The sequence below is a fragment of the Streptomyces cyslabdanicus genome, assembly GCF_052663305.1.
Genome location: NZ_JBQRUW010000030.1, coordinates 30,669 through 55,916, shown reverse-complemented (window position 1 = coordinate 55,916; position 25,248 = coordinate 30,669). Strand labels below are relative to the sequence as shown.

Sequence of the window (25,248 nt, the reverse complement as noted above, 5' to 3'; positions counted from 1 at the left end):
CATGGTTCTCTCAGGACGGCCTCAAGACCTCATCAGGCTGCGCGTCTACCGTCGGCGCATGTTCTTCACCTACCTGAGGCGCGAGCTGCGCCGCCGCCGGAAGGCGGCCCTCGTCGTCGCCTCCGGCCTCGCGCTGGGCATCGCGCTGGTCATCGTGGTCAACTCCGTGTCCAACGGCATGGGCGCGGCGCAGGAGAAGGTCCTGCAGTCGCTGTACGGGTTGGGCACGGACATGACTGTCACCAAGGCGGCAACCCCGCCCTCCGGTGACGGTGGCTCCGAGCGCCCGCGCTTCCGGTTCGACGCCAAGGACAACGGGTCCGAGGACACCCAGAGCAGTGACCGGGTCATGGTGCAGGGCTTCACCACCCTGTCCGCCTCCACGGTCACCAAGGTGGCGGACCAGAAGGGCGTCTCCTCCGCGGTCGGCGGGCTCAGCCTCAACGTGGTGAAGGTCAGCGGCCAGTTCACCCGCGGCCAGTTCCAGCAGCAGGACGGAGGCGGCCGGATGGGCGGCGGCCCCGGCTCCCAGCCGCAGGGCCGGGTCCAGGGCGGCGGCGCCGACTTCGACGTCAACCAGTACTCGGTCTACGGCACCGACGTCACCAAGCCGGAGCTCGGCCCGCTGACCTCCTCGGAGATCACCAGCGGCCGCACCTTCAAGACCACCGAGACGGACGCGAAGGTCGTCGTCGCCGACTCGGCGTACGCCAAGGAGAAGAAGCTCAAGGTCGGGAGCACCGTCACCGTCAAGGGCGTCAAGTACGAGGTGATCGGCATCGCCACCGCCAGCAGCGGGGACGCGGCGGCCAACCTCTACATCCCGCTGAAGCAGGCGCAGACTCTCAGCGACAACAAGGACAAGGTCACCACGATCTACGTCAAGGCGACCGACTCCCAGCAGATCGACGCCGTCAAGAGCGCTGTCCAGAAGAACGTCTCGGGTACCACGGTCACCACCTCCGCCGACCTGGCCAAGACCGTCTCCGGCTCGCTGTCCACCGCCTCCAGCCTGGCCACCAACGTCGGCAAGTGGCTGTCCATCGCGGTGCTCGTGGCCGCGTTCCTGGTCGCCGGCCTGCTCACCTCCTCCGCCGTCTCCCGGCGGGTGCGCGAGTTCGGCACGCTCAAGGCGCTGGGCTGGAAGTCCGGCCGGGTGACCCGGCAGGTGGTCGGCGAGGCCGTCGTCAACGGCCTGGTCGGTGGCATCCTCGGCATCGCGCTCGGTCTGGCGGGCGCGTACGCGGTGACGGCGATCAGCCCGACGCTCCAGGCCGACCTCGGCGGCTCCGGCGGCGGGATGGCCGGTGGCGGTCCCGGTGGCGGCGGCTTCATGGGCGGCGGGGGCATGGGCGGTCCGGGCCGGCAGGCCGCGAAGTCCCTGGAGGTCGCGCTCACCGCGCCGGTCAGCCTCACCACCATCGTCCTCGCGGTCGGCCTCGCCGTGGCCGGCGGCCTGATCGCCGGCGCGTTCGGCGGCTGGCGCGCCTCCCGCCTGCGTCCGGCGGACGCGCTACGGCGGGTCGAGTAGCGCCCGCCCGGGACCGCGCGGTCCTCCCCTGACCGCGCGGCCCTGCCGCCCACCAGCGGGCCGTCGGCCCAACTCCCGCACGCATTCCAGGAGCTGCTTCACCCATGTACGAACTCACCGGCGTCACCAAGCGCTACACCCGGGGCAAGGGGGTCGTCCAGGCCCTCGACGGGATCGACCTGACCATCGCCGACGGCGACCGCCTGGTCATCCAGGGCCCCACCGGCGGCGGCAAGTCGACGCTGCTGCAGATGCTGGGCGGTCTGGACCGGCCCACCTCCGGCCAGGTCGTCCTCGACGGCACCGACCTGGCGAAGCTGCCCGAGGCCCGGCTCACCCGGGTGCGCAGCGAGAGCATCGGCTTCGTCTTCCAGTCCTTCAACCTGATCCCCACCCTGACCGCGCAGGAGAACGTCGAGACCGCCCTCGTCCCGCTCGGCATCAAGGCCGCCGCACGGCGGGAACGGGCAGCCGAGGCACTGGAGTCGGTCGGGCTCGGCGAACGGCTCGGGCACCTGCCGTCGGAGATGTCCGGCGGCCAGCAGCAGCGCGTCGCCATCGCCCGCGCCCTGGTCAAGCAGCCGAAGGTGCTGCTCGCCGACGAACCCACCGGAAACCTCGACGAGTCCATGCGCGACGAGATCATGGACGTGCTCGAACGGATGTGGAAGGAGCACGGGTTGACGTTCGTCATGGTCACCCACGACTCCGCCATCGCGAAGAAGGCCCCGCGCCTGGCGACCATCCGCAAGGGCCGCATCACAGTGAAGGAGAACGCCGGCGCCTGACACCACCTGGTTGTTGAGCGTGCGTGGCCGCGGCCGCCGCTGCGGCGGCGGCCGCCCGCGTTGCCGCTGCTCTCGCCGGGCGGATGTGCGAGACGGCCATCGCTGGATAGAGTCGTCCCGTTACAACTGGTTGTGGGGACAACCAGAGCGCCTTGGGGAGGGCCCGCAGCACATGAGTCGTCGCTCTAACGGTCTGGTCGGTGTCTGGGCTGAGGCGCAGAGGCAGCAGCAGCGCCGGACGGAGGCCGAAGCCCGGCGGCGGCGACAGGAGGAGCAGCAAGCACGGGCCCAGCAGCGGCGAGCCGCGCAGAGCCACCGCGAGTACCGGCAGGCAGAGGCCCGACGCCGTACCGAGGAACTGGACGCGCAGGTCGAGTCCCTGCGGGGTCTTCTCGCCTCGGGCTGCCGGGCTCCGGCCTTCAGGGCCTCCTCTCTCACGCGCCGTGAGGAGATCGAGCCCTTCGCTCCGGGCCCACTGGCGCAGCCCGTGCCCATGCCGAACTCCGATCACTACCAGGCGCAGGGCGGCTGGACCGCCGGCCGCCGAGCGCAGGCGCAGGCCGAAGCCCGGGCGCGCTTCGAGCGGGACCGGCACGCGGCCCAGACGGCGGAGGCACGGCGGCAGCAGCAACTGGCGTCGTACCAGCGGGAGTACCAGCAGTGGGCCGATGCCCAACGGGCCGAGGTGCGGCGGCACAACGCCGGGATCGCCGAGCTGACCGAGGGAGTGAGGCGCCGCGATCCCGACGCCGTGGTCGAGTACTTCTCCGCCGCTCTCTACGCGTCGACCGCTTGGCCGGAGGATTTCCCACGCCAGGTGGCAGCGGCCTACGACGCGGCGGCCGGGCAGCTGGTGCTGGACTGGGAACTACCCGCCTACAGCGTCGTCCCCGAGTTCAAGTCCGTTCGGTACGTGTCCGCGACGGACGAGGACAAGGAGACCGCCCGGCCGGTGACACAGCGAAGGGCCCTGTACCGGGAGGTCCTGGCGCAGTGCGCGCTGCTCGTCCTGCACGAACTCTTCGCCGCGGACGAGCTGGGCGCGCTGGAATCAGTGACCCTGAACGGGTTCGTGGACGGGCACGACCCGACGACGGGCCGACCGGGCCACATCCACCTGGTCACCGTCATGGCCCCGCGCTCGACCTTCGGCGACCTGCACTTGGCGCAGGTGGACGCCGGAAGCTGCCTGGCCGACGCACTGCACGGACAGCTCTCGGCGCGTCCCGACCAGCTCACCGCGGTGCGGCCCGGTCGCCGGCCGCAGGAGGTGGGGAACCGTGTCGTCACGCATGGCAGCGACGAGGAACCCGACCTGTACGAGATGGACCCGATCGCCTTCGAGGAGCTCGTCGCCGAACTCTTCCGGGCCATGGGGATGCAGGCGGTCACCACCCAGCGCTCGAACGACGGCGGAGTGGACGTCGACGCGCTGGATCCGACACCGATCCGCGGCGGCAAGATCGTCGTGCAGGTCAAGCGCTACCGCAACACGGTGCCGCCCACCGCGGTGCGCGACCTGTACGGGACCGTGCAGGACGTCGGCGCCAACAAGGGCGTGCTCGTGACGACGTCGAGGTTCGGCCCCGGCTCGCACACCTTCGCCAACGGCAAGCCGCTGGAACTGATCCCGGGAACCGAACTCGTCGACCTGCTGCACCGCCACGGGCTGAGCGGACGACTCGGCGACGGCGCCCGCCGGTCCGCGGCTCAGCCGGCACCGACGGTCGCGGACCCCCGGCTGCCCGCCGACCACAACGTCCTGGGCATGTCGTGGGCCGGAGGTGTCGCCCTGGACGTGTGCGCCCTGGTCTGCCGCGGCAACCGCGTCCTCAGCGACGACCACTTCGTCTTCTTCAACAACCCGCGGACCCCGGACGGCTCCGTGCGCGCCCTTCCCGGCAACGCCCCCGACAAAGCCGCCGTCTGCGTCTCCTTCGACGCGCTGCCGGACGAGGCCGACCGGCTCGTCCTCGTGGCCGCCGTCGATCCGGAGGTCAACCCGGACGCCGACCTCTCGGGCTTCACGGACGCCCGCATCCGCCTGCTCGACCCGAGGCTGGCCGAACTGGGACGGCTGGAGGTCTCCGACGGCCGGCCGCACGAGACCGCCTTGGTGCTCGGCTCCTTCCGCCGCAGGCCGAACGGGGACTGGGACTTCGTCCTGGGCGGCAGGGGCTACACGGGCGGCCTGGAAGAGCTCGTCCAGGATTTCGGTATCGAGGTGGAGTAGACGTGATCCACGTCAGTCCGTGCTCCCAGCCCCAGCCCCAGCCCCGGCCCTAGTCGTAGTCCTGGTCCTGGCCGGTGCGCCGGTCCGTGGAGAGCAGCCACCGCCAGCGGTGGCGTTCCGTCACGAGGGTGGCGGCCACGAGGAGAGACACGAGCACGGCCGCGTATCCGGGCCATACCGACCATGCGGCGATCACGGCGGCGGCGAGCTGGAGCAGCACGAGCAGGATCGTGACCGCACCGGGGACGGGGATGACCACCTGCGCCTTGTCCCCCGGAGTGGAGAAGACGGCCGGCAGCCCGATCAGCACCACCACGGCCAGGACGGCGAGCAGCCACGAGTACCTGGACAAGGCCCACGGGGTGGCCACCCAGGCGACGAGTTCCGAGGCGAAGCGCAGCGCGGATGCGATGCGGTCGTCCGGTTTTTCCATGTTCGCCCCCCACAGGCCGTGTGGACCGCCGGCGGAAGATTTTACGACGCATCACGCGAGACCGGGAGCTCGGACGCGACACCGGGAGCTCGGCGGGACGCCGGGATGCGGCATCACCCTGATGGACCAGAGCAGGACGTTCCGTCGAAACCCCCGACATGCTTCCCCCCGCCCGCGGACGCGTGCGACCAGGGGGCCGACAACGCCGTGACCGCGGGGCGCCGGCGCGTTCCATGGCGGCCGGCGGCCGCCATGCGCGTCCACCCGGGCGATGCGACGATCGCCGGTAACCGGCGGCCGACCGCACGGGCCCGAGCCCGCCGAGGGTCCCGGCTGGGAGGCCACTGGTGCCGTGCTCCGATGACCTGAGCCGAGGTGAGAAGCCCAGTGATCAGCAGGAGGCTCGTCCTTCAGGCCACTCTGGCAGGCGGAACGTCACTCGTTTCCGCTGCCGGTACGGCGACGCCGCGGGCTTCGCCGACGGAAGCAGAAGTCCTTGATCCGGCGACGATACGGAAGTACGTGGCCGAACTCGAGATACCGCCCGTCATGCCACTGGACAGCGGGGCCGACCGGGACGTCTACACGATCGGGGTCCGCCGGTTCCGCCAGCAGGTGCTCCCCCCGGGCATGCCGGCCACAACGGTGTTCGGATACGGCGCGACCGGCCACCCCGAGACGTTCCACTACCCCGCCTGCACCGTCGAAGCCCGGTACGGACGGGCGGTCCAGGTCAGGTGGGTCAACCAACTGGTCGACACGAACGGCGGATATCTGCCGCACCTGCTGCCGGTCGATCCCACGCTCCACTGGGCGAACCCACCGGGCGGGACCGAGCGGCGGGACTCCCACCCCATGTTCACCTCGACACCCGGGCCGTACGACGGACCGGTTCCCATCGTCACCCACCTGCACGGCGCGGCGAACACGGAGGAGAACGACGGATACGCCGAGGCCTGGTACCTGCCCGACGCGAAGGACATCCCCCGCGGCTACGCCCGAGTCGGCTCCTTCTACGAGGAGTTCGCGAAGAAGTCCGCGGCGACGGGCGGGGTGTCCGGGGGCCCGGGCGAGGCCGTCTACCACTACGCCAACCGCGACCGGGCGGCCACCCTGTGGTTCCACGACCACACCCTGGGCATCACCCGGCTGAACGTGTACGCCGGAATGGCCGGCTTCTACCTGCTGCGCGGCGGACCGTCGGACCTGGGGGAAGGCGTCCTGCCCGGACCCGCGCCGAGGCTCGGCGACCCGCCCGGCACGCGGTACCACGAGATTCCGGTCCTCGTCCAGGACCGCTCGTTCCGCAGCGACGGGACCCTGTACTACCCGGCGAGCCGGGCGCTCTCCGACGGTTTCAAGGGCCCGTACGTGCCCGGCAGCGACATCCCGCCGATCTGGAACCCGGAGTACTTCGGCAACGTGATGCTCGCCAACGGCAGGGCCTGGCCTGTGCTGCCCGTCGAGCCGCGCCGCTACCGGTTCAGGTTCCTCAACGGCTGCAACGCACGTGCCCTGATCATGAAGATCGTCGCCGACCCGCTGGCCCGCAGGCCGGTACCGGCACGACTCGCCCTGTGGCAGGTCGGGAGCGACGGAGGCTTCCTGCCCGCCCCCGTTCGGCGCGACCAACTGCTGCTCGCGCCGGCCGAACGCGCCGATGTCGTCGTCGACTTCTCCTCGGTCCCGGTCGGCACGGAGCTGTACCTGATCAACGAGGGACCGGACGCCGTGTTCGCGGGGGGAACGGTCGGCACAAGCTTCCCCGCGGCGAACCCGAGAACCACCGGGCAGGTCATGAAGTTCGTGATCGAACCGCTCGTCGCGCCGGACACGTCGACGCCTCCCGCACGGCTCACGCTGCCCCCCTTCGAGCCCCTGGGCGCGGCGGACCGCACCCGGCAGCTCAGTCTCGGCGAGGAGGCCTCGGCCCGCGTACCGGGCGTGAGTCCCCGCGAAGTCCTGCTCGGCGTCATCGGCCCGAACGGCAAGCCGAGACTACTGAGATGGGCTGATCCCGTCACGGAGAACCCCACTGTGGGGTCGACGGAGATCTGGGAGATCCACAACCTGACGAATGACGCCCACCCCATTCACATCCACGAAGTGCAGTTCCAGGTCGTCGACCGGCAATCGCTCCCGGCCGGCGCCCCACGCCTCCCGGAGGCGTGGGAACGCGGCTTCAAGGACACGGTCCTCGCCTATCCGCAGGAGACGACCCGGGTCAAGGTGCGCTTCGGCCAGGCAGGCCGGTACATGTGGCACTGCCACCTCCTGGAACACGAGGACAACGAAATGATGCGCCCCCTGCACGTCGGCCCGGCCTGACACGCTTGGCTCGCGGCCTCGGCGAGCGGCATCGTCAGGCAGGACTGATACTGGGGAATATGCCCAAAATGGATAAGTCGTCTCGTGGTCCTTCGGAGGAGCACGAGACCGCGGTGGATGTCCTGGTGGTCGGAGCCGGCCCGACCGGGCTCCTGCTCGCCGGCGATCTCGCCAGGTCCGACGTGGCTGTCACCGTGTTGGAGCGACGCGATCACGCATCCAACCTGAGCCGCGCGTTCAGCGTTCACGCGCGAACCATGGAGGAGCTCGACGCCCGAGGTGTGGCCGACGAACTGCTCAGGACCGGCGCACCGGTCAGGTCGTTGCATCCGTTCGGCGGTGTCACCATCGACTTCTCCGGACTCCGTACGCGCTTTCCCTTCATGCTCATCACCCCCCAGTGGCAGGTCGAGCGGCTTCTGCTGCGCCGGGCCGAGAAGGAGGGGGCCACGATGGTGCGGGGCGCGCGGGTCACAGGGATACGGCAGGACCCGAGCGGTGTCGACGTGGATGTGGCCTGTACGGACGGTGCCACGGACACGCTTCGGGCCCGCTACGTGGTCGGTACCGACGGGGTGCGCAGCATCGTCCGGCGGAGCCTGGGCATGCCGTTCCCCGGCAGGTCGGCCATCAGCTCCCTGATGCTGGCCGACGTGCTGCTCGACCGCGCGCCCGACGAGCCTCTCAACTTCGCCTCCAACGAACACGGCTTCACGTTCTTCGCGCCCTTCGGGGACGGCTGGTACCGGATCATCGCCTGGGACCGGCGGCGTCAGCTGCCCGACGACGCACCGGTCACACTGGAGGAAGTCCGGGACCTCACGAGGCGCACCGTCGGTGATGACCTCGGGATGCACGACGCGCGTTGGGTCTCCCGCTTCCACAGTGACGAACGGCAGGTACCCCACTACCGGCAGGGACGGGTCTTCCTCGCGGGCGACGCCGCACACGTCCACTCGCCGGCCGGCGGCATGGGGATGAACACCGGGATGCAGGACGCCGCCAACCTCGGCTGGAAACTGGCAGCCGTTGTGCACGGTTGGGCCTCCGACGCACTGCTGGACAGCTATGACACCGAACGCCACCCGGTGGGGCGAAGGGTGCTGCGTGTCAGTCACGCACTCCTCACGGCCATCATCACCGAGTCGCCTGTGGCCCGGGCGTTGCGGGGCTCGATGGCCACGGTCGCTCATCGGCTGGGTGTGCCGGAGACGCGTGCGGCACGCGGCATATCCGGCATCGCGATCAGCTACCGCGCGCCCTGGGGCTCTCATCCGCTCACCGGGCGCCGCGTGCCGGACCTCCGTCTGGCAGGGCAGCCGTCTCGGCTGTACGAGGCCCTGCGTGAGGGCAAGTTCGTGCTGGTGGGCCAGGACGTCGCCGCGGTCGCCGCGCCTTGGGCGGGGCGAGTGGTGACCGTCTCCCCGGCGACCGGTCTGCGCTCGACACTGCTGGTCCGGCCCGACGGTTACGCCGCTTGGGCGGCCGAGGAGCCCGACCCGGACGAGCTGGGCAAGGCCCTGACGCGATGGTTGGGCGGGGCGAGCCACCGCGCGGCGTGAGATCCCCCGCCTTCGTGCCCCGGCCGCAGCGGTGCATCGTCCACAGGAACGACGGCTTGATCCACGTCAGGCCTCACTCACAGCCCTTTCTCGGACGCCCGCAGTGGGCATCCCGTGCCGACGCGCGCGGCCAGGTCGGTCCGTAGGGCGGCGAGTTCGGCGATACGGGTGTCGATGACGTGGATCTTCTCCTCGAAGAGCGCGGACAGCGCCATCGCGGTGTCCGGTGCCTCTCGCAGTCTCTCGCCGTTCCGTGCGATCTCCGACAGGGAGAATCCGAGCGCCTGCGCGGTGCGGACGTATTGCAGCCAGACCACCGTTTCTGGCGGGAAGTCGCGATATCCGTTGGGCAGACGCCGGCCTTCGACGAGGCCGACCTTCTCGTAGAACCGGATCGTGTCTCTGGTCATGCCTGCCTGCGCGGCAAGCTCCCCGATGCGCATGCCCCTCCATCGGATGCCGGGCTTGACCTTGGAGCGTACTCCACTGTTTAGCGTGAGGCATCGCTGCCGCCGGACCAGCAGGAGCCTCGTCGTGAGTCGTCTTCGCACCCCCGCGCATCCCACCTACCTCCGCGTCGTACGCGCGAGCGCCTGGTACGACCTGGCCGTCACGACGGGATTCGCAACTCCGTGGACCTACGCGCTGGTACACGACGCGCTGTCATCGTGCGGCAGGGCTCTCGGGCTTGGCGCTCTGCCGGAACTCGACCTGTGGCAGACCCTGTTCGCCAACCTGATGGGCTCGGTGGTGGTCGTCTGGGCCGTTCTGCGCATCGTCAGGCCACTGCCGGAGCACGGGTTGCTCGACGGCATCGCCCGGACCCTGTTCGCGACGTGGCAGGCGTACGCACTGGTCCACGGCGCGTCGCGGCTCCTGTGGCTGTTCTTCGGCGTCGAGGTGGCGTTCGGCATTCTCCAGCTTGCGCCGTGGCGGTGGGGCCGGAACGTAGACCTCGTAGGCAACGACGCAGGCACGGCCGACGCACGCCGATGAGCGAGGTGAGCCTCGGCAAGAATCATGAGATGAACCATCGATTCGCCGGTGTCCCGGAGTTGACGGACACACCGCGTGTAGCAGTCGTCATCGATGTGATGCGGGCCTTCACTGTGGCCGCTTGGGCGTTCGCGCGAGGCGCCGAGAGGATTGTGCTGGCCTCGTCGGAGGATGAGGCGTTGGCCTTGAAAGGAAGCCGTTCGGGATGGCTTGCTCTGAAGGACGGCGCTCCAGTCCCCGGCTTTGACGCGGTGAACTCACCAGGTCTGGTCAGATCGTCCGATCTGGCCGGTCGCACGCTGGTGCAGAAGACGACGGCGGGAACCGTGGGCGCGCTGGCCGTCGCGAGCGCGTCGCTGGTCCTGTGCGCGAGCTTCGTGGTGGCGGGCGCAACAGCGCGGTTTCTGCAACCCAACGGTTCCGGTCCGGTGACGTTCGTCGTCACCGGCGAGGGAGGCCGAGCTGTGGAGGACCTGGCCTGCGCCGAATACATCGGCCGACGTGTCGGCGGAGGCGATGCCGAGGCTGCCCCGTATCTCCACCGAGCGAGGACTTCCCGGGCAGCCGCCGACCTCGCCGAAGGGCTGCGACGCGGATACCGAGGAGTGCATCGGGACGACGTCGATCTCTGTCTGGAGGTGGACCGGTTCTCCTTCGCGATGGTGGCCCGCCAGGAAGACCGTTTGACGGTGCTGCGTCCTGTGCCGGTGCCTGACGACACAGCCGACGCCCGATGACCAGCTGGGTCGTGGTCCGTCACGCGTGTCCACAAGGAGACGTCAGGAAATCAATGGCCGACGGAGATCCGTCGGCCTCACCCTGTACGCCATGGAAGAACCGCACCACAGAATCCGCGCGCTCCACACGGCATCCACGGTCACCGTCTATCAGGCGTACTCCCCTGAGATCGGTATTCCCGCGATGCGCGAGGGCCGTTTCCCCGCCGCGTGGAAGCGGGACCGGATGACGTGGATCAAGCCGTCGTTCACATGGATGATGTACCGCTGCGGCTGGGGCACGAAGCCGGGACAAGAGACCGTCCTGGCTGTCGAGATCACCCGCGACGGCTTCGAGTGGGCGCTGCGCAACGCGTGCCTGTCCAGTTACGTACGGGGACTGCACCCCGACCGCAGCACCTGGCAACGTGAGGTGAAGCGTGCACCGGCCCGCGTCCAGTGGGACCCCGAGCGCGATCTGCACCTCCAACCCCTGCCGTACCGCTCGCTGCAACTCGGGCTCTCCGGTGAGGCGGTACGACGCTACGCGGACGAGTGGACGGTCTCCATCAGCGACGTGACGCCGCTCGCCCACGAGATCCACGCACTCGTGAGCAGCGGTGACCTGGACTCAGCGATTCGGCTGCTGCCCAAGGAACGGCCCTATCGGGCCGAAGGCGAACTCCTGGCACACCTGCGCGCCTGACCGAGCACGCTCTCGGACGGTCACCGGACTGGCGAGGGCGGCCTGGGTCCGCGCCCGTCAGTCGACCGAGTCCATGAAACCCAGCATCCGGCGGTTGACCTCGTCCGCGTGGTCGATCTGCGGTCCGTGACCGGTGTTCGAGACGATCTCGGCCCGTGCACCCGGTATCAGCCGCGGAACGCGCTCCACTTGCCGCTTCGGATGCACGAGGAGGCTTCGCTTGCCGAGCACCAGATAGAGCGGGGTGCGGACAGTGGACAGTTCCTCCTCGGACAAGGGCAGGGGAGCCGGGCGGCGAATGCGGAACGCGCGCACGCCCGTTCTGATCATCGTGCGCAGTCGCGGCACGACGAGGACCGGCTGCTCCAGCCAGGCCGCCAGCCGAGGGCGCAGCGCCTTGGGCGCGAAGGTGGCGAAGAGGCCGGCGAAGATCCAGACGAAGAAGCGCAGGCCGACCTTCTCCAGGCCGCCGGGGTCGAGCAGGGTGACCGAGGCGATGCGTCCGGGCCTGCGGTGCGCCTGGTTCAGAGTGAGCCATCCTCCGTAGGAGGAGCCCACCAGGTGGACGCGGTCGAGGTCGAGTCCGGCGAGTGTCTCGTCCAGCCACTGAGCGGCACGTTCTGGCTGGTGAATCGGTTCACGCTGAACACTGCGGCCGGGGTCTCCGGGTGTGTCGATCGCGTAGACGGGGCGCTCCGCACTGAGCGCCGGAGTGTTGGGGTACCACATGGCGGAGCAACTACCGGCGCCATGCACCAGGACCACCGGCGTTCGAGAGGCGCCGGCCGGGTCGTCGGGGCCGTATCGGTAGACGTGCGTCGTCCCGGAGCTGGTCTCCACCTCCTCCTGCGCGACAGCCGACGCACCCATGGCGTAGACGGAGTCACATGCGGAGAAGTAGCGCTCACGCAGGGCGTCGCTCACATATCGCCCTACGTCGGGCCGAGTTCGTTCGCGGGTCGTGGGCTCAGACACGGAAGGCCACCTCCAGATGCAATGACTCGTTCGTGGTACGACCGTACCATCAACTTGATACAGCTGTACCATGAACAGGGTTCGGGGCGGGACCGAGCAACCAGTACGGACGGTGGACGAGAGGCGTGACCGATGCCGAAGCGCGTGGACCACGCACAACGACGAACCGAGATCGCCGAGGCACTCGTCAGGGCTGCGGGGCAGCGCGGGCTGCATGCCGTGGGGATGCGCGATGTGGCAGCAGAGGCGGGCGTGTCACTGCGCCTGGTCCAGTACTACTTCGAGACCAAGGAGAAGCTGTTGCTCTTCGGGCTGCAGCATCTGGCGGAGAGGTTCGGGGAGCGGGTCGCCGCCCGGGTCCGAGCCGCCGGTGACGGTCCTGGCCCGCGCGCCGTGATCGAGGCACTTCTGATGGCGGCGCTGCCGACCGATGACGAAAGCCGCACCTTCCACTTCCTCTACACGTCGTACGCCGTCCTGGCCGTGACCGACGAGGCACTTGCCGCCCAGCCCTTCATCGCGGACCCCGACGCCGCCGAGGAGACACTCACCGGACTCCTGGAGCAGGCACGGGAGGCGAATCTCACCGGGCCCGGAATCGATGCAGGGCGCGAAGCAGCCGGCCTGCTCGCCATGTCGGCCGGACTCGGCACCAGCATCCTGGTCGGCCAGCGCAGCCCCGAGTCCGCAACCGCGGTTCTGAACCATCACCTGGACCGGATCTTCCAGGCCGATGGAGAGGCTCGCTGACGGGACAGGCAGGTAAGGGTGATCGAGAAGCCGGGCACGCTCCGACAGCAGTGCCCGCCTGGGTAGGGACAACCCCCTGTCGAAGACACCGGTCCACCGCAGTGCACAGGCCCCTGTGCACAGACGACTGTGTACGCATGGCACAGGAACCCGGCACTCCCGGACCACACGCGCCCGCCGGGCAGGCCCCGGCGCTGCCGCCCGATCCGGTCGAACTCTCCGACCTCGCCACCTTGAAGGCGCTCGCGCATCCGCGTCGGCAGCGCATGCTGCAGCACCTCACCCTGCAGGGCCCCGCGACCTCCGCGACGCTCGCCCGGGCGCTGGGGCTGAACACCGGCTCCACCAGCTACCACCTGCGGGAACTCGCGCGGCACGGCTTCGTGGAGGAGACGGCGAAGGCGCAGGGGACGAAGGAGGCGGGCGGGGCCACCGGCCGGGAGCGCTGGTGGCGGGCGATCCCCGGTGACCGACGGTTCCCGCCGCGCAGCCGGCAGAGCCCTGAGATGCGGCTCGTCATGGACGAACTCAACCACCACGCCTACGCGGCCGACCTGCAACTCTTCGAGCAGGTTCAGCAGGACACCGCCGCCGACGATCCCTGGGCGGACGCCTTCCCGTACTCGCGCGGCAGCATACGGCTGACGCTGCCCGAACTCCACACGTTCTTCGAGGAGTACATCGCCCTGCTCAACCGCTACAAACGTCCCGAGGCCGGCACCCCGTCCGGTGCACGCACCGTGCTTACCCGAATGCTCGCCTTCCCCGCACCCGCCGTCGACGGCCGTGACGGCCGCGGCGGCCGAGACCCCCGTGCCGCGCACACCACGAATCCGCCCACGACGAAGAGGACCGAGCCCTCATGATGCTGCGCTATGCCCTGAAGTCGGTCCGTGCCCGCAAGGCCGGATTCCTCGGTGCCTTCCTCGCTCTGATGTGCGCGGCGGCCCTGATCACCGCCTGCGGCACCCTCCTGGAAACGGGCCTGCGCGGGACGATCCGCACCGAGCGCTACGCCGCCACCCCCGTCGTGGTCTCGGCCGACCAGAGCGTCCACCAGACCACCGTCAAACACAAGAAGGGCAAGACCAAGATCAAGCACAAGGCGAAGCCCATCGCCGAGCGAGCCTGGCTCCCACAGAGCCTGGAAGGCACCCTCGCATACGCCGCAGGCGTCGCCCGGGTCGTGCCCGAACTCACCTTCCTCGCAGAGCCGTTGGCGCCGGGCGAGACGGGCGGCCGTCCTGCCTACGGGCATGCCTGGGACTCCGCCGCCCTTACGCCCTACAGGCTGACCGCGGGCAACGCACCCAAGGCCGCGACCGACCTCGTCGTCGACTCCTGGCTCGCCGGGCGGGCCCACCTGAAGGTCGGCGACCGGCTCACCGTCCAGTCGACGCAGGCACCGCGCAGCTACCGCATTTCCGGAATTGCCACGCCTCCTGCGGACGTACGGCACCAGACGTCGCTGTTCTTCTCCGCAGCGGAAGCACGCAGGCTGGCCGCGCACCCCGGGAAGGTCACCGCCTTCGGCGTGCTCCCCGACCGGGGCACGGACACCGGACGGCTGCGCCAAGCCGTGGTGCAGGCGCTGCGCGGCACCGACGCGCAGGTCAGCAGCGGGGACGCCCGCGGAACCGCGGAGTTCCTGGACGCCGCCGCGGCCCGCACCAGGCTGGTCAGCATCGGCGGCGCCATGGGCGGCACCTCGCTGCTCGTGGCGGTGCTCGTGGTCGTCGGCACCTTCGCGCTGACCGTGCAGCAGCGGTACCGTGAACTCGCCCTGCTCCGCGCCATCGCCGCCGGCTCAGGACAGATCCGCGGTCTTCTGGGCCGTGAGGCGCTGATCGTCGGCGCGGTCGCCGGCATCGCAGGTGCTCTGCTCGGGCTGCCCTTGGGCGGCTGGCTGCACAGCAGGTTCGTCGCCATGGGAGCAGTCCCCGCAACACTCCAGCACACCGTCAGCGTCTTCCCTGCGTTCGCCGGCGTCGCCGCGACTCTGGTCGGAGCCTGGGCCTCCGCCCGGGTCGCTTCCCGCCGGATCGCCCGGATCCGTCCGGCCGAGGCGCTCGCCGAGTCCCACACCGAGCCCGCGCGGCCTCCGCGGGGACGCGTCCTTGCCGGACTCCTGCTGCTGGCCGGCGGCACGGTCCTCGTCGTCCTCCTCGCCTCTCTGCACACCGAGGCCGCGTCGACACCCGTTACCTTCTTGGCAGTTGTCGTCCTGTCCACCTCTGTCGCCCTGCTGGGGCCGCTCCTGGTGAAGGCGGCCACGCTGCTCCTCGGCGGCCCGCTGCGACTCACCGGGCCGGGCAGCAGGCTGGCCACGGCCAACCTGCGCGGCAACGCCGCCCGTATGGCCTCCGTGGTCACCCCTCTCACCCTCCTCATCGGCATGACCTGCACGGTCCTGTTCGTCCAGCCCACCCTCGGCAACGCCGCCCGCGCCCAGGCCCGCGAGGGCGTGCGCGCCGACTGGGTCGTCGTCTCGGCTGGACCGGGTGTCCCGGCCGAGGTCGCACGGGAGTTCCGTGCGCACCACGACGTGGCCACCGAAGTGGTGCGTACGACCGTCCGGGCCGGCCTCGACAAGTACGCGGCGCAGGGCGTCACCCCCGTCGGGCTCACCCGCACCTGGGACCCGGGCGTCACCGCGGGCTCGCTCGACCGGCTCACCGACCGCACCGTGGCCGTGAGCGAACTGGCCGCCGACCAGCTTCACCTGAAGCCCGGCAGCACCCTGAAGCTCACGCTCGGCGACGGCACGCCCGCCACGTTGACCGTTGCCGCCGTCTACACCAGGGGACTCGGCTTCGGAGACCTCACCCTCACGCACGACCTGGTCGCACGCCACGTCGACAATCCCCTCGCCACCTCCGTCCTCGTCAGCACGCCCCGTACGCGGACGCAGATCTCGACCGCGCTCCGTGATTTCCCCGGGGTCCGTGTCGTCTCCCCACAGACCGCCGACCACCTCCAGGCACAGCAGCAGCAGGCGAACGCGGAGGTCAACTACCTCGCCATGGGACTTGTCCTGGCCTTCACCGCCATCGCCGTCGTCAACACGCTCGCCATGTCGGTCTCCGAACGAGTCCGCGAATTCGCACTGCTCCGACTCGCGGGGGCCACACGCCGACAGGTGCTGCGCATGCTGCGCACCGAGGCGTTGTCGGTGCTGCTCTTCGCCACCGTGCTCGGCAGCGGCATCGCCCTCGCAGTCCTGACCGCGTTCAGCGTCGGCATGACCGGCCGCGCCGCTCCGGCCGTCACTCCGCTGCTGTACGTCGCCGTTGTGGCCGTCGCCGGACTCCTCGCCCTCGTCGCCACCGCCCTGCCAGGACGCGCGGCACTCCGGGTGCGCGCGGTGACGGTGGCCACCGCCAAGGAGTAGCGCCAGGAAGCTGACGGGCGGACACCGCACACATGGTCGGCCTGCGTGTCGGAGAACTCCCCTACGAGTGGTGAACTGGGCCGGACTCAGACCGACCTGCTCCGGAAGCAGGGCTCGCGACAGGTTCAGTCCGGCTCGGTCGGGCTTCAGCGCTGCTGCTGTGGCCATGGTCCGTCTTGCGTGTCCACAGGGACAGATCGCTGCTCGTCGCGATGGCAAGGGTCTGCCCGGAGGGGGAGAAACCGAAGGCGCGAAGCTCGGAGTAGTAGGAGTGGAAGATGTGCCACCATCGCTCTCTGTGTGGACCCGAGTGATTGCCCCTCCGGCGCCGCCTTCTCGGTGCCGTCCGGCTGGCACATGACGCGGTCTAGGGTGACCGAATGGACGTGGGGGCGGTACTGATTGCGATCACTGGTGTAGCGGGAACTCTCGGCGGTGCGTTGCTCACCCAGCGGGGTGCCGACCGGGCCAAGAAGCGCGAGTTGGAGATGGGGCAAGCCATCCAGGAAGCTCGCGAGAATCGTGAGCTCCGCCGGAACTGCTACACACAACTGCATCGGGATGCCAGGCAGTTCGCCACGGCGCTCAGCCGACACTTGTACGCCATGCGGGATCACACACCCGGGCAGGAGGACGTATCGGCGTTGGAAGGAGCCAAGGACGCCTACCGTGACCGGTGGTCCGAGGCTCTGATGATCGCCCCCGACGCTGTGATTGTTCCGGCTCACGAACTGAACGAAGCGCTGACCGGGGTCTATGGACAGATCAAGCGTCTGGAACAAGGCGACCCCCGGCCGGGGGAAACCCTGCAGTCAGCCGCCGAAGCGCAGCATGCGCTCTGGTCTCTCATAGGCGTCACGAGAGAGGCGATGCGTCGTGATCTGGGCGTCACTGCAGACGCCGGCGAGGAAGCCGCCCGCCACACCACGTTGGCGCCCTCCAGCAACCCCACGGCCTTGACCAGGGACTTCACTGAGTCGCTCGACGGTCCCGGCTCCTAGACCGCTCCCTTTATGAGGAGTGCGCTGACCACATGAAAATCACCGCAACGTGGAGTCCGGCCAGGTAGATAGTGGCGGTCTCGCCCCTGATCGGCCGGCTCGTCCTCCGCGGCAGGATGGCCGGCATGGAGATCATGCCGGGCCCCGGCGTCGAACCGGTCAAGATCGGCGATCAGCGCTCACAGGTCGAAGAACACATCGGGCCACCGCTCTCGGTGGCACGCGCCGGAGTCTGCAAACGCGGCTTGATGATCCACGTCAAGCCTCGTTCACAGCCCCTTTCCCGGCTCTGTCTCCTGGGCCTCGAGAAGTTCGTCACCGTGCTCGATCGCCCAGCGTCCGAGCGCCATCATCGGACCCTCGACCAGGCTCTGCCCCAAGCTGGTCAGGGCGTAGTCGATACGCGGCGGCGCCTCGGCATGTGCGTGCCGCTCGACCAGTGCGCCTGCGAGTAGACGGTGCAAGGAGTCGCTCAGAACCTTGTCGCTGATGCCGCCGATCGCGGCCCGCAGGTCCCGGCGTCGGCGCGGTCCCATGCGAAGCGCCGCCAGCACAACGGGATCCCAGGTATGGGTGAAGAGATCGGTGGCCGCACGCAAACGGCAATCGGCGACCAACTCATAGCAGTGGGCGTCGTGATCAGTCATCTCACAGCCCATCATCGCCCGTCGGCCACGCACCGAATGGTGCGTAACGCCTTCCCTACCGTAGCCACCCGACCAGCCACTGTTTGGAGAGGAACAGACAGATGCGTATCGGAATCCTGGGAACAGGGACCCTGGCGGCGGCTCTGGGTGAGGGCTGGGTGCGTGCGCGACATGAGGTGGCGATCGGTGGACGGTCGCAGGTCAAGGCGGAGAAACTCGCCGAGCGGCTGGGTCACGGGGTGCTCGCGGTCACGCCACGTGTGGCGGCCACCGGGTGCGATGCGGTGCTGCTCGCCGTGTCCTGGGACGGCGTCGAGGACATGCTGGAATTGGTGGGTGCGCCCGACGGCGTGTTTGAAGGGATGCCGTTGATCGATCCCACGAACGCCGTCACCCATGGCGTCGGCGCCCTGCTCACCGAGCGCGGCGAGTCGATGGCCGAGCGGATCACCGGGCTGGCTCCGGGAGCCCGGGTCGTGAAGGCGTTCCACCTCTTTCCCGCCGGCCAGTGGACGACCGCGCCCGGTGGTGGTGCGTCCCGTGTGACGGTGGCGATGTGCGGCGATGATGCGACGGCACTGCACGTCGTCGGCGAACTGGTCCGTGACGTCGGCGGAGTCCCGGCGACCTTGGGGACGCTGGATCGCGCGCGCCAGTTGGAGGAGGTGGCGGGTTTTGTCATCGGTTTGGCCTTCGCAGGCTTCGACCCTGGATCCGCCCTCCCTCACATCCCCTCGAACAGCAGATGAGCCAGCTCACAGAGGTAGCCGTATCTCCCTCACACCCGGTGATCCACCACGGACAGGGTCTGTGAAAACGGCTTGATGACCCACGTCATCCTGTCCCGCTTCCAAGCTGCGGGGCAACGGCCGGGTTGGACCGGCAAGGAATCGCGTCGAAGCCTCGCGCGTTGAGCGCAGTGGGCATGGGATGCCGGTGGTGTGCGAGCCGAGTAGCCCGAGCGGCCGAGCTGACAGATACAGATACAGATACAGATATTGGAGGGGTCGTGATGGCTGCGCAGACGCAGAGGGCAGTGCTGGCCGGCGGATGCTTCTGGGGAATGGAGGAGCTGATCCGCCGGCTCCCGGGCGTGACGGCGACCCGGGTCGGATACACGGGGGGTGACGTGCCGAACGCGACGTATCGCAACCACGGTACGCACGCGGAGGCCATCGAGATCCTTTTCGATCCCGCGAAGACCAACTTCCGCGCGATCCTGGAGTTCTTCTTCCAGATCCACGACCCGAGCACGACGAACCGCCAGGGCAACGACATCGGCCTCAGCTACCGCTCGGCGATCTACTACGTGGACGACGAGCAGAAGCGGATCGCCGAGGACACGATCGCGGATGTGGACGCCTCCGGACTCTGGCCCGGCAAGGTCGTCACCGAGGTGGAGCCGGTCGGCCCCTTCTGGGAGGCCGAGCCCGAGCACCAGGACTACCTGCAGCGTTACCCGGACGGCTACACCTGCCACTTCCCGCGCCCGGGATGGCGGCTGCCCGCCCGCGCGAAGGGCTGACCACGCGGCGGCTCGGCGGAAGGCGGAGGACGACCGGCCGAGGCTCCGCAGAGCCTGGGGCGGGCCCGTCCGTCACAACGGGCCCGTCGTTTCCGCCGCTCCCGCGCACGCGGGCGACGGCATCAAGGACAACGTTCCGGGCGCCGCCGTCATTCCGGCGGGCTCCCCGGCTTCCGCCGCCGCTCAGTGGTGCAGCGTCGCCGGGCTGCCGCCGTTGGCCTCGTAGCCCGCCACGGCCAGGGCCCGGTAGACGGCGAACTCCGCCGCCGGGTCCTCGGACAGGGTCCACGGCACGGCCCCCACATGGCCGTCGACGTGTATCAGCTGGCTCATCGCCTCCGCCCAGCGCTCGGAGCGGACCAGGAAGAAGAGCAGCAGATGGCGGACGTGGGCGAGCATCGGGTCGTCGGGGCGGGCCGCGTGCACCGCGAAGAGCGCGCCGTGGACCGCCCTGGTCACGACCTCGCTCTGGTAGAAGCCCCTGACCAGGTTGACCTCGGGGAGGTGCTCGAAGACCGCGAACAGCGGCAGGGCCGCCAGCAGCGAGCCCCGGGGGGCACGGGCCGCGGCGGCCTCCGCGAAGGAGTAAGCCAGCTCACGCGAGCCGTGCCACTTCTCGCACCAGTACTGCAGGGCCGCGAGATGCGCCCCCGTGTGGCTCGGCGCGCGGTCGAGGATCTTCAGCCACAGCTGCTCGAACTCCGGCCGCGAGTACGCCAGGCCGCGCGCCACGGACAGCTCGACGATGTACGGGACCGGGTCGCCCGGGGCCAGCAGCGCCGCCTGCCCGCACGCCTCCCGGGCCTCCTCCATGATGATCCGGAACTCGTCCGTGCCCGGCGTCGCCGTACGCCACGCCTGCTGCACCAGGAACTCGGCGTGCACCGCCGCGCCGCCCGGGTCCTTGGGCGCCTCGACACGCCAGACCCGCAGCCACTGCCCGCCGGGCGTCTCGCTGACCCCGCCAGGCCGCTGCCGGAGCTCCAGCGAGGCCGCGCCGGCGAAGGCCTGCACACGCTGCCAGCGCAGCTCGCTCTCCTTCTCCGTGCCCGCGAGGAGCTGGGAGGCGGCGCGGTAGTCCTGGGTGCGCTGCACCAGCTCCAGGACGTCCAGCAGGTCCTGGTCAGGACCGGGCATGCGGACGTCGAGCTCCTCCTGCTGGACGAAGCCGTAGTGCGCCGGGTCCGCGGCGTCCGGGTGTCCCGGCGGTACCTGCTCGATGCCGCCACGCCTGCGCCTGAGGAACGGGACCAGCACGAAACCCAGCATGGCCATCGCCATCAGGACCCAGAGAATCTCCATGCGACAAGCGAACCAGACGGCGCCGACACTTGGCCAACCTGTGCGGCGCCCCTGTGGAAAACCCCTCCTCCCGCGCCGTCCGGAACCGCCGTCCCGCACCACCCCCACAAGAGCACTACCCTCGGGCTCATGAGCGACAGGCACATCAGTGAGCACTTCGAGACGCTCGCGATTCACGCGGGCAACACCGCCGACCCCCGGACCGGGGCGGTCGTCCCGCCGATCTACCAGGTCTCGACCTACAAGCAGGACGGCGTGGGCGGTCTGCGCGACGGCTACGAGTACAGCCGCAGCGCCAACCCGACCAGGACCGCCCTGGAGGAGAACCTCGCCGCCCTGGAGGGCGGCCGCCGCGGACTCGCGTTCGCGTCCGGACTGGCGGCCGAGGACTGCCTGTTGCGTACGCTGCTCAGCCCCGGCGACCACGTCGTCATCCCCAACGACGCCTACGGCGGCACCTTCCGGCTGTTCGCCAAGGTCGTCGCCCGGTGGGGCGTGGAGTGGTCGGTAGCGGACACCGCAGACCCGGCCGCGGTACGGGCCGCCATCACCCCGAAGACCAAGGCCGTGTGGGTGGAGACCCCCTCCAACCCGCTGCTCGGTATCACCGACATCGCCGCCGTCGCCCAGGTCGCCCGGGACGCGGGCGCGAAGCTCGTCGTCGACAACACCTTCGCCACGCCCTACCTCCAGCAGCCGCTCGCGCTCGGCGCGGACGTGGTCGTGCACTCGCTGACCAAGTACATGGGCGGTCACTCGGACGTCGTCGGCGGCGCGCTGATCACCGGCGACGCCGGGCTGGGCGAGGAGCTGGCGTTCCACCAGAACGCGATGGGAGCCGTCGCCGGCCCCTTCGACTCCTGGCTGGTGCTGCGCGGCACCAAGACGCTCGCGGTGCGCATGGACCGGCACAGCGAGAACGCGACGAAGGTCGCCGACATGCTCTCCCGGCACGCGCGCGTGACGCAGGTCCTCTACCCGGGACTGCCGGAGCACCCCGGTCACGAGGTGGCCGCCAAGCAGATGAAGGCGTTCGGCGGCATGATCTCCTTCCGGGTCGAGGGCGGCGAGGAGGCGGCCGTCGAGGTCTGCAACCGTGCCAAGGTGTTCACCCTGGGCGAGTCCCTGGGCGGGGTCGAGTCGCTGATCGAGCACCCCGGGCGCATGACGCACGCGTCCGTGGTGGGCTCCGCCCTGGAGGTCCCCGGCGACCTGGTGCGCCTGTCCGTGGGCATCGAGAACGCCGACGACCTGCTCGAGGACCTGAGGCAGGCCCTCGGCTGATCCTGCCGGTCCTGTGGTCCTGCTGGTGTCAGAGGAGTCACCAGCCGGACACGGGTGGAGTCGTCTGCGACGGCGGCTCCACCCAGGGGCGGGCCGTCAGCGCCCACACCGTGAAGGCGACGACCGCCGCGGCCAGCACCAGCCACATCAGCCGGCGGGCGGCCGTGCGGCGGCGCAGCATCCGTCCCCCGCGGCGCACGGCCTCCTCGTACAGTTCCGTGGGCACCTGCGGCGGACGCTGATCGAGGATCCGCCGTGCGGCCGCCTCCCGCTCGGCCCCGTTCACGGCCTCCTCCACTCCTCCGGTCGCCCGCACAGGCCACTTGGGCCGCTCAGTTCGCTCACACCACTCACTCGGCTCATGACGGTGCCGCCTCGGTGTCGCCGACCGCCGGGGCCGGGTTCACGGGCGTGCGGGTGAGTGTGGTGATCGCGCGGTCGCAGATGACGCGGACGCGGTCCGTGGGCAGGCCCATCAGGGCCGCCGCCTGTTCCTCGGCCACCCCCTCGTACAGCCTGAGGACGATGATCAGGCGTTCCTGGGCGGTGAGCACGGCCAGGGCGCCGGGTGGCCTCCGGCGGGTGCGGCCGGATCCACCGCGCTGGTGCCACGCCTCACGGGCGAAGCGGGCGGCCAGTTGCCGGCGGGTGTGGTTGTACGGGTCCTCGCCGCGCAGCCGGTCCCAGCACGCGTACGTGTGCGCCAGGGCACGGGTCAGCAGGTGCCGCGCGCGCGGGTTGGCGCCGGGGGCCTCGGCGGTGAGCAGTGTGGCGGTATGCAGCAGCCGCCCGGCCGCGCCCGCGACGAACGCCTCGAACTCCCGGGCCCGGCGAGCGCCTTGAGCCGCCTGCCGTTCTCGCACCGCGCCTCCCCCCAAGGGCGATCGTGACCGCGGGTCCCGTTTCGTACGGTCGCTTGAACCGTGTACGACGAGCCCGGTCTCATATGAGGGCAGGGGCGGCCCGTCGGTCAAGAGGCGTACTCGCACTCCTCTGCCCGCGCGCCGGGCGCGGCCTCACGAAGCGGGGGGCGTGTCCGTCTGCGGTATGCCCTGGCGGGCGGCGAGTGCGTGGTTGAAGCGGGTCAGAAGTGAGCAGAAGGCCTCGCGCTCCGCCGGCTCCCAGTCGCGGGTCAGCTCGGCCATCAGTTCCCGCCGGGACGAGCGGACCTCCTCCAGCCGGGAGAGCCCGCGCGGGGAGAGCTGGAGCACCACGGCCCGTCCGTCCTCGGGGTGCGAGGTGCGCTTGACGAGGCCGGTGTCGACGAGCGGTGCCACCTGACGGGTGACGGTGGAGGAGTCGATGCCCATGCTCGCGGCGAGCGCCTTGACGCCCATCGGGCCCTCTGTGTCGAGGCGGTTGAGCAGCAGGTACGCGGCGCGGTCCATGGAGTTGCGCACCTGCCCGACACCGCCGAGGCGGGTCTGCTCGGCCCGGCGGGCGAAGACCGCCACCTCGTGCTGGAGGGTGTCGAGGAGACCGGGGTCACCGGCGATCGTCATGTCCGTCGACATGTCGCGTGTTGTGGGCATGGCCGGGGGCTCACTTCTGGAGAGCGGCTGGGTTGGGGGACAGGTTACGCGGCCGGGGGGCAAGTCGTACCGGCACTGCGCCATCCGGTCTCGGAGGATGGTCACAACGGCGTCCGCGGCCCGTGAACTGCGAGACTTGAGGCATGAGCTACAGCACGGCCGGCTCCTCCTGGCCCGTCACCCTGGACGACGTGCGCGGCGCGCAGAAGATGCTGTCCGGGGTGGCGCGGGTGACCGCGATGGAGAGCAGCAGGTACCTGTCCGACCTGGTGGGTGCGCCGGTGCACCTGAAGTGCGAGAACCTCCAGCGGACGGGTTCGTTCAAGCTGCGTGGCGCCTACGTCCGGATCGCGGGGCTGCTGCCGGAGGAGCGTGCCGCCGGGGTGGTGGCCGCGAGCGCCGGCAACCACGCGCAGGGTGTCGCGCTGGCGTCGTCGCTGCTCGGGGTGCGGTCCACGGTGTTCATGCCGAAGGGTGCCCCGCTGCCGAAGATCAGCGCCACCCAGGACTACGGCGCCGAGGTGCGCCTGCACGGCCAGGTGGTCGACGAGACGCTGGCCGCCGCCCAGGAGTACGCGGCCCGGACGGGCGCGGTGTTCATCCACCCGTTCGACCACCCCGACGTCATCGCGGGCCAGGGCACGGTGGGCCTGGAGATCCTGGAGCAGTGCCCGCAGGTGGGCACGATCGTCGTCGGTATCGGCGGCGGCGGGCTCGCGGCCGGCATCGCGGTGGCGGTGAAGTCGCTGCGGCCGGACGTGCGGATCGTCGGGGTGCAGGCGGCGGGCTCGGCGGCGTACCCGCCCTCGCTGGCGGCGGGCCGCCCGGTGACGGTCGGCGCCCCGGCGACGATGGCCGACGGCATCAGAGTCGGGCGGCCGGGCGATGTGCCGTTCGGGATCCTCCGCGAGCTGCTGGACGAGGTGCGCACGGTCACCGAGGACGAGTTGTCCGCCGCGCTGCTGCTGTGCCTGGAGCGGGCCAAGCTGGTGGTCGAGCCGGCCGGGGCGAGCCCGGTCGCCGCGCTGCTGGGCTGTCCCGGCCCCCTGGCCGGTCCGGTGGTGGCGGTGCTGTCCGGCGGGAACGTCGATCCGGTGCTGATGCAGCGGGTGCTGCGGCACGGCATGGCCGCGCAGGGCCGCTATCTGGCGGTCCGGCTGCGGCTGACCGACCGGCCGGGCGCGCTCGCCACGCTGCTGGGGGTGCTGTCGGCGGTCGACGCCAACGTCCTCGACGTCAGCCATGTCCGGACCGACCCCCGGCTCGGGCTCGCCGAGGCGGAGGTGGAGCTGCACCTGGAGACGAAGGGGCCGGTGCACTGCGCCGAGGTCGGCCAGGCCCTGCGCGAGGCCGGCTACACGGTCATCGACTGATCCCGCCCTCCGCCGGGTGGTCGGGCGGCGGGCGGGGGACACGGAGGTCATCAGCCTTTCGTCACTCGTTCGAGTAATCCGTTGAGCAGACGCGATACATCGCGTTATGGTGTGTCGTGTTCCGCGGGCGTGCCCTGCTCGGATGCGGCGCGGGCGACATTCCCCAGCGGGACAG

General features: G+C 70.2%; 24 protein-coding genes and 1 pseudogene. 16 read left to right on the top strand and 9 right to left on the bottom strand.

Going from position 1 to position 25,248, the window contains the following annotated elements:
- Positions 1 to 58: 58 nt before the first annotated feature.
- The 3 genes from ACTYVM_RS19150 to ACTYVM_RS19140 all read left to right on the top strand — a co-directional run bounded on the left by ACTYVM_RS19150 (position 59) and on the right by ACTYVM_RS19140 (position 4,552).
- Positions 59 to 1,531: an ABC transporter permease gene (locus ACTYVM_RS19150; RefSeq protein ID WP_445527061.1), complete on the top strand. Its 1,473-nt coding sequence runs from the start codon at positions 59 to 61 to the stop codon at positions 1,529 to 1,531.
- Positions 1,532 to 1,635: 104 nt separating this feature from the next.
- On the top strand, positions 1,636 to 2,319 hold the full coding sequence (locus ACTYVM_RS19145) for an ABC transporter ATP-binding protein (RefSeq protein WP_445527060.1): 684 nt from the start codon (positions 1,636 to 1,638) through the stop codon (positions 2,317 to 2,319).
- Between the two features lie 172 nt (positions 2,320 to 2,491).
- Positions 2,492 to 4,552, top strand: a complete 2,061-nt coding sequence (locus ACTYVM_RS19140) for a restriction endonuclease (protein ID WP_445527059.1) — start codon at positions 2,492 to 2,494, stop codon at positions 4,550 to 4,552.
- A gap of 49 nt (positions 4,553 to 4,601) precedes the next feature.
- Here ACTYVM_RS19140 and ACTYVM_RS19135 read toward each other — a convergent pair whose 3' ends face one another.
- A complete protein-coding gene (locus tag ACTYVM_RS19135; protein WP_445527058.1) occupies positions 4,602 to 4,985 on the bottom strand; it encodes a hypothetical protein in 384 nt (127 codons plus the stop codon).
- A 522-nt stretch (positions 4,986 to 5,507) separates the two neighbouring features.
- On the opposite strand from ACTYVM_RS19135, the gene ACTYVM_RS19130 reads away from it, so the two are divergent.
- Both ACTYVM_RS19130 and ACTYVM_RS19125 read left to right on the top strand, forming a co-directional pair.
- Entirely contained in the window at positions 5,508 to 7,313 is a 1,806-nt protein-coding gene (locus ACTYVM_RS19130) for a multicopper oxidase family protein (protein ID WP_445527057.1), read from the top strand.
- A 59-nt stretch (positions 7,314 to 7,372) separates the two neighbouring features.
- Positions 7,373 to 8,875, top strand: a complete 1,503-nt coding sequence (locus tag ACTYVM_RS19125; protein WP_445527056.1) for an FAD-dependent monooxygenase — start codon at positions 7,373 to 7,375, stop codon at positions 8,873 to 8,875.
- Positions 8,876 to 8,885: 10 nt separating this feature from the next.
- Here the strand turns inward: ACTYVM_RS19125 and ACTYVM_RS19120 are convergent.
- Positions 8,886 to 8,945, bottom strand: a pseudogene (locus ACTYVM_RS19120) (DUF4291 family protein); the annotation flags it as partial.
- 7 nt (positions 8,946 to 8,952) lie between these two features.
- Positions 8,953 to 9,318 (bottom strand): MerR family transcriptional regulator, encoded by a 366-nt coding sequence (locus ACTYVM_RS19115; protein ID WP_445527055.1) that lies wholly within the window; start codon positions 9,316 to 9,318, stop codon positions 8,953 to 8,955.
- Between the two features lie 91 nt (positions 9,319 to 9,409).
- On the opposite strand from ACTYVM_RS19115, the gene ACTYVM_RS19110 reads away from it, so the two are divergent.
- The 3 genes from ACTYVM_RS19110 to ACTYVM_RS19100 all read left to right on the top strand — a co-directional run bounded on the left by ACTYVM_RS19110 (position 9,410) and on the right by ACTYVM_RS19100 (position 11,293).
- On the top strand, positions 9,410 to 9,871 hold the full coding sequence (locus ACTYVM_RS19110) for a hypothetical protein (RefSeq protein WP_445527054.1): 462 nt from the start codon (positions 9,410 to 9,412) through the stop codon (positions 9,869 to 9,871).
- A gap of 29 nt (positions 9,872 to 9,900) precedes the next feature.
- Positions 9,901 to 10,608: a 2-phosphosulfolactate phosphatase gene (locus ACTYVM_RS19105; RefSeq protein ID WP_445527089.1), complete on the top strand. Its 708-nt coding sequence runs from the start codon at positions 9,901 to 9,903 to the stop codon at positions 10,606 to 10,608.
- Positions 10,609 to 10,699: 91 nt separating this feature from the next.
- The gene (locus ACTYVM_RS19100) at positions 10,700 to 11,293 is read left to right on the top strand and encodes a DUF4291 domain-containing protein (protein ID WP_445527053.1); all 594 of its coding nucleotides are present in this window, start codon (positions 10,700 to 10,702) and stop codon (positions 11,291 to 11,293) included.
- Positions 11,294 to 11,350: 57 nt separating this feature from the next.
- On the opposite strand, the gene ACTYVM_RS19095 is transcribed toward ACTYVM_RS19100, so the two are convergent.
- A complete protein-coding gene (locus tag ACTYVM_RS19095) occupies positions 11,351 to 12,217 on the bottom strand; it encodes an alpha/beta fold hydrolase (protein ID WP_445527052.1) in 867 nt (288 codons plus the stop codon).
- Positions 12,218 to 12,400: 183 nt separating this feature from the next.
- On the opposite strand from ACTYVM_RS19095, the gene ACTYVM_RS19090 reads away from it, so the two are divergent.
- The 4 genes from ACTYVM_RS19090 (at position 12,401) to ACTYVM_RS19075 (ending at position 17,410) form a co-directional block, all read left to right on the top strand.
- Positions 12,401 to 13,018 carry a TetR/AcrR family transcriptional regulator gene (locus ACTYVM_RS19090; RefSeq protein WP_445527051.1) on the top strand — a complete coding sequence of 206 codons (618 nt, stop codon included), beginning with the start codon at positions 12,401 to 12,403 and terminating at the stop codon, positions 13,016 to 13,018.
- A gap of 137 nt (positions 13,019 to 13,155) precedes the next feature.
- On the top strand, positions 13,156 to 13,884 hold the full coding sequence (locus ACTYVM_RS19085) for an ArsR/SmtB family transcription factor (protein WP_445527050.1): 729 nt from the start codon (positions 13,156 to 13,158) through the stop codon (positions 13,882 to 13,884).
- The gene (locus ACTYVM_RS19080) at positions 13,881 to 16,409 is read left to right on the top strand and encodes an FtsX-like permease family protein (protein WP_445527049.1); all 2,529 of its coding nucleotides are present in this window, start codon (positions 13,881 to 13,883) and stop codon (positions 16,407 to 16,409) included. The genes ACTYVM_RS19085 and ACTYVM_RS19080 overlap by 4 nt, the downstream gene beginning before the upstream one ends.
- 380 nt (positions 16,410 to 16,789) lie before the next feature.
- The gene (locus ACTYVM_RS19075; protein ID WP_445527048.1) at positions 16,790 to 17,410 is read left to right on the top strand and encodes a hypothetical protein; all 621 of its coding nucleotides are present in this window, start codon (positions 16,790 to 16,792) and stop codon (positions 17,408 to 17,410) included.
- 269 nt (positions 17,411 to 17,679) lie between these two features.
- On the opposite strand, the gene ACTYVM_RS19070 is transcribed toward ACTYVM_RS19075, so the two are convergent.
- Entirely contained in the window at positions 17,680 to 18,057 is a 378-nt protein-coding gene (locus ACTYVM_RS19070; protein WP_445527047.1) for a winged helix-turn-helix transcriptional regulator, read from the bottom strand.
- Positions 18,058 to 18,158: 101 nt separating this feature from the next.
- Between ACTYVM_RS19070 and ACTYVM_RS19065 the strand changes: the two genes are divergently transcribed.
- The gene (locus tag ACTYVM_RS19065; RefSeq protein ID WP_445527046.1) at positions 18,159 to 18,806 is read left to right on the top strand and encodes an NADPH-dependent F420 reductase; all 648 of its coding nucleotides are present in this window, start codon (positions 18,159 to 18,161) and stop codon (positions 18,804 to 18,806) included.
- 263 nt (positions 18,807 to 19,069) lie between these two features.
- Complete coding sequence (gene msrA / locus ACTYVM_RS19060; RefSeq protein ID WP_445527045.1) at positions 19,070 to 19,582, top strand: peptide-methionine (S)-S-oxide reductase MsrA; 513 nt, start codon at positions 19,070 to 19,072, stop codon at positions 19,580 to 19,582.
- 183 nt (positions 19,583 to 19,765) lie between these two features.
- Here msrA and ACTYVM_RS19055 read toward each other — a convergent pair whose 3' ends face one another.
- A complete protein-coding gene (locus ACTYVM_RS19055) occupies positions 19,766 to 20,884 on the bottom strand; it encodes a hypothetical protein (protein ID WP_445527044.1) in 1,119 nt (372 codons plus the stop codon).
- Between the two features lie 129 nt (positions 20,885 to 21,013).
- On the opposite strand from ACTYVM_RS19055, the gene ACTYVM_RS19050 reads away from it, so the two are divergent.
- Positions 21,014 to 22,168 (top strand): cystathionine gamma-synthase, encoded by a 1,155-nt coding sequence (locus ACTYVM_RS19050; RefSeq protein WP_400028804.1) that lies wholly within the window; start codon positions 21,014 to 21,016, stop codon positions 22,166 to 22,168.
- A 37-nt stretch (positions 22,169 to 22,205) separates the two neighbouring features.
- Here the strand turns inward: ACTYVM_RS19050 and ACTYVM_RS19045 are convergent, their stop codons facing one another.
- The 3 genes from ACTYVM_RS19045 to ACTYVM_RS19035 form a co-directional block, all read right to left on the bottom strand.
- Complete coding sequence (locus ACTYVM_RS19045) at positions 22,206 to 22,454, bottom strand: hypothetical protein (RefSeq protein ID WP_400028805.1); 249 nt, start codon at positions 22,452 to 22,454, stop codon at positions 22,206 to 22,208.
- Between the two features lie 73 nt (positions 22,455 to 22,527).
- Positions 22,528 to 23,031, bottom strand: a complete 504-nt coding sequence (locus ACTYVM_RS19040; RefSeq protein ID WP_445527043.1) for a sigma factor-like helix-turn-helix DNA-binding protein — start codon at positions 23,029 to 23,031, stop codon at positions 22,528 to 22,530.
- Between the two features lie 153 nt (positions 23,032 to 23,184).
- The gene (locus ACTYVM_RS19035; RefSeq protein WP_445527088.1) at positions 23,185 to 23,682 is read right to left on the bottom strand and encodes a MarR family winged helix-turn-helix transcriptional regulator; all 498 of its coding nucleotides are present in this window, start codon (positions 23,680 to 23,682) and stop codon (positions 23,185 to 23,187) included.
- Positions 23,683 to 23,843: 161 nt separating this feature from the next.
- Between ACTYVM_RS19035 and ilvA the strand changes: the two genes are divergently transcribed.
- Entirely contained in the window at positions 23,844 to 25,073 is a 1,230-nt protein-coding gene (gene ilvA, locus ACTYVM_RS19030; protein WP_400028808.1) for a threonine ammonia-lyase, read from the top strand.
- Positions 25,074 to 25,248: the final 175 nt, after the last annotated feature.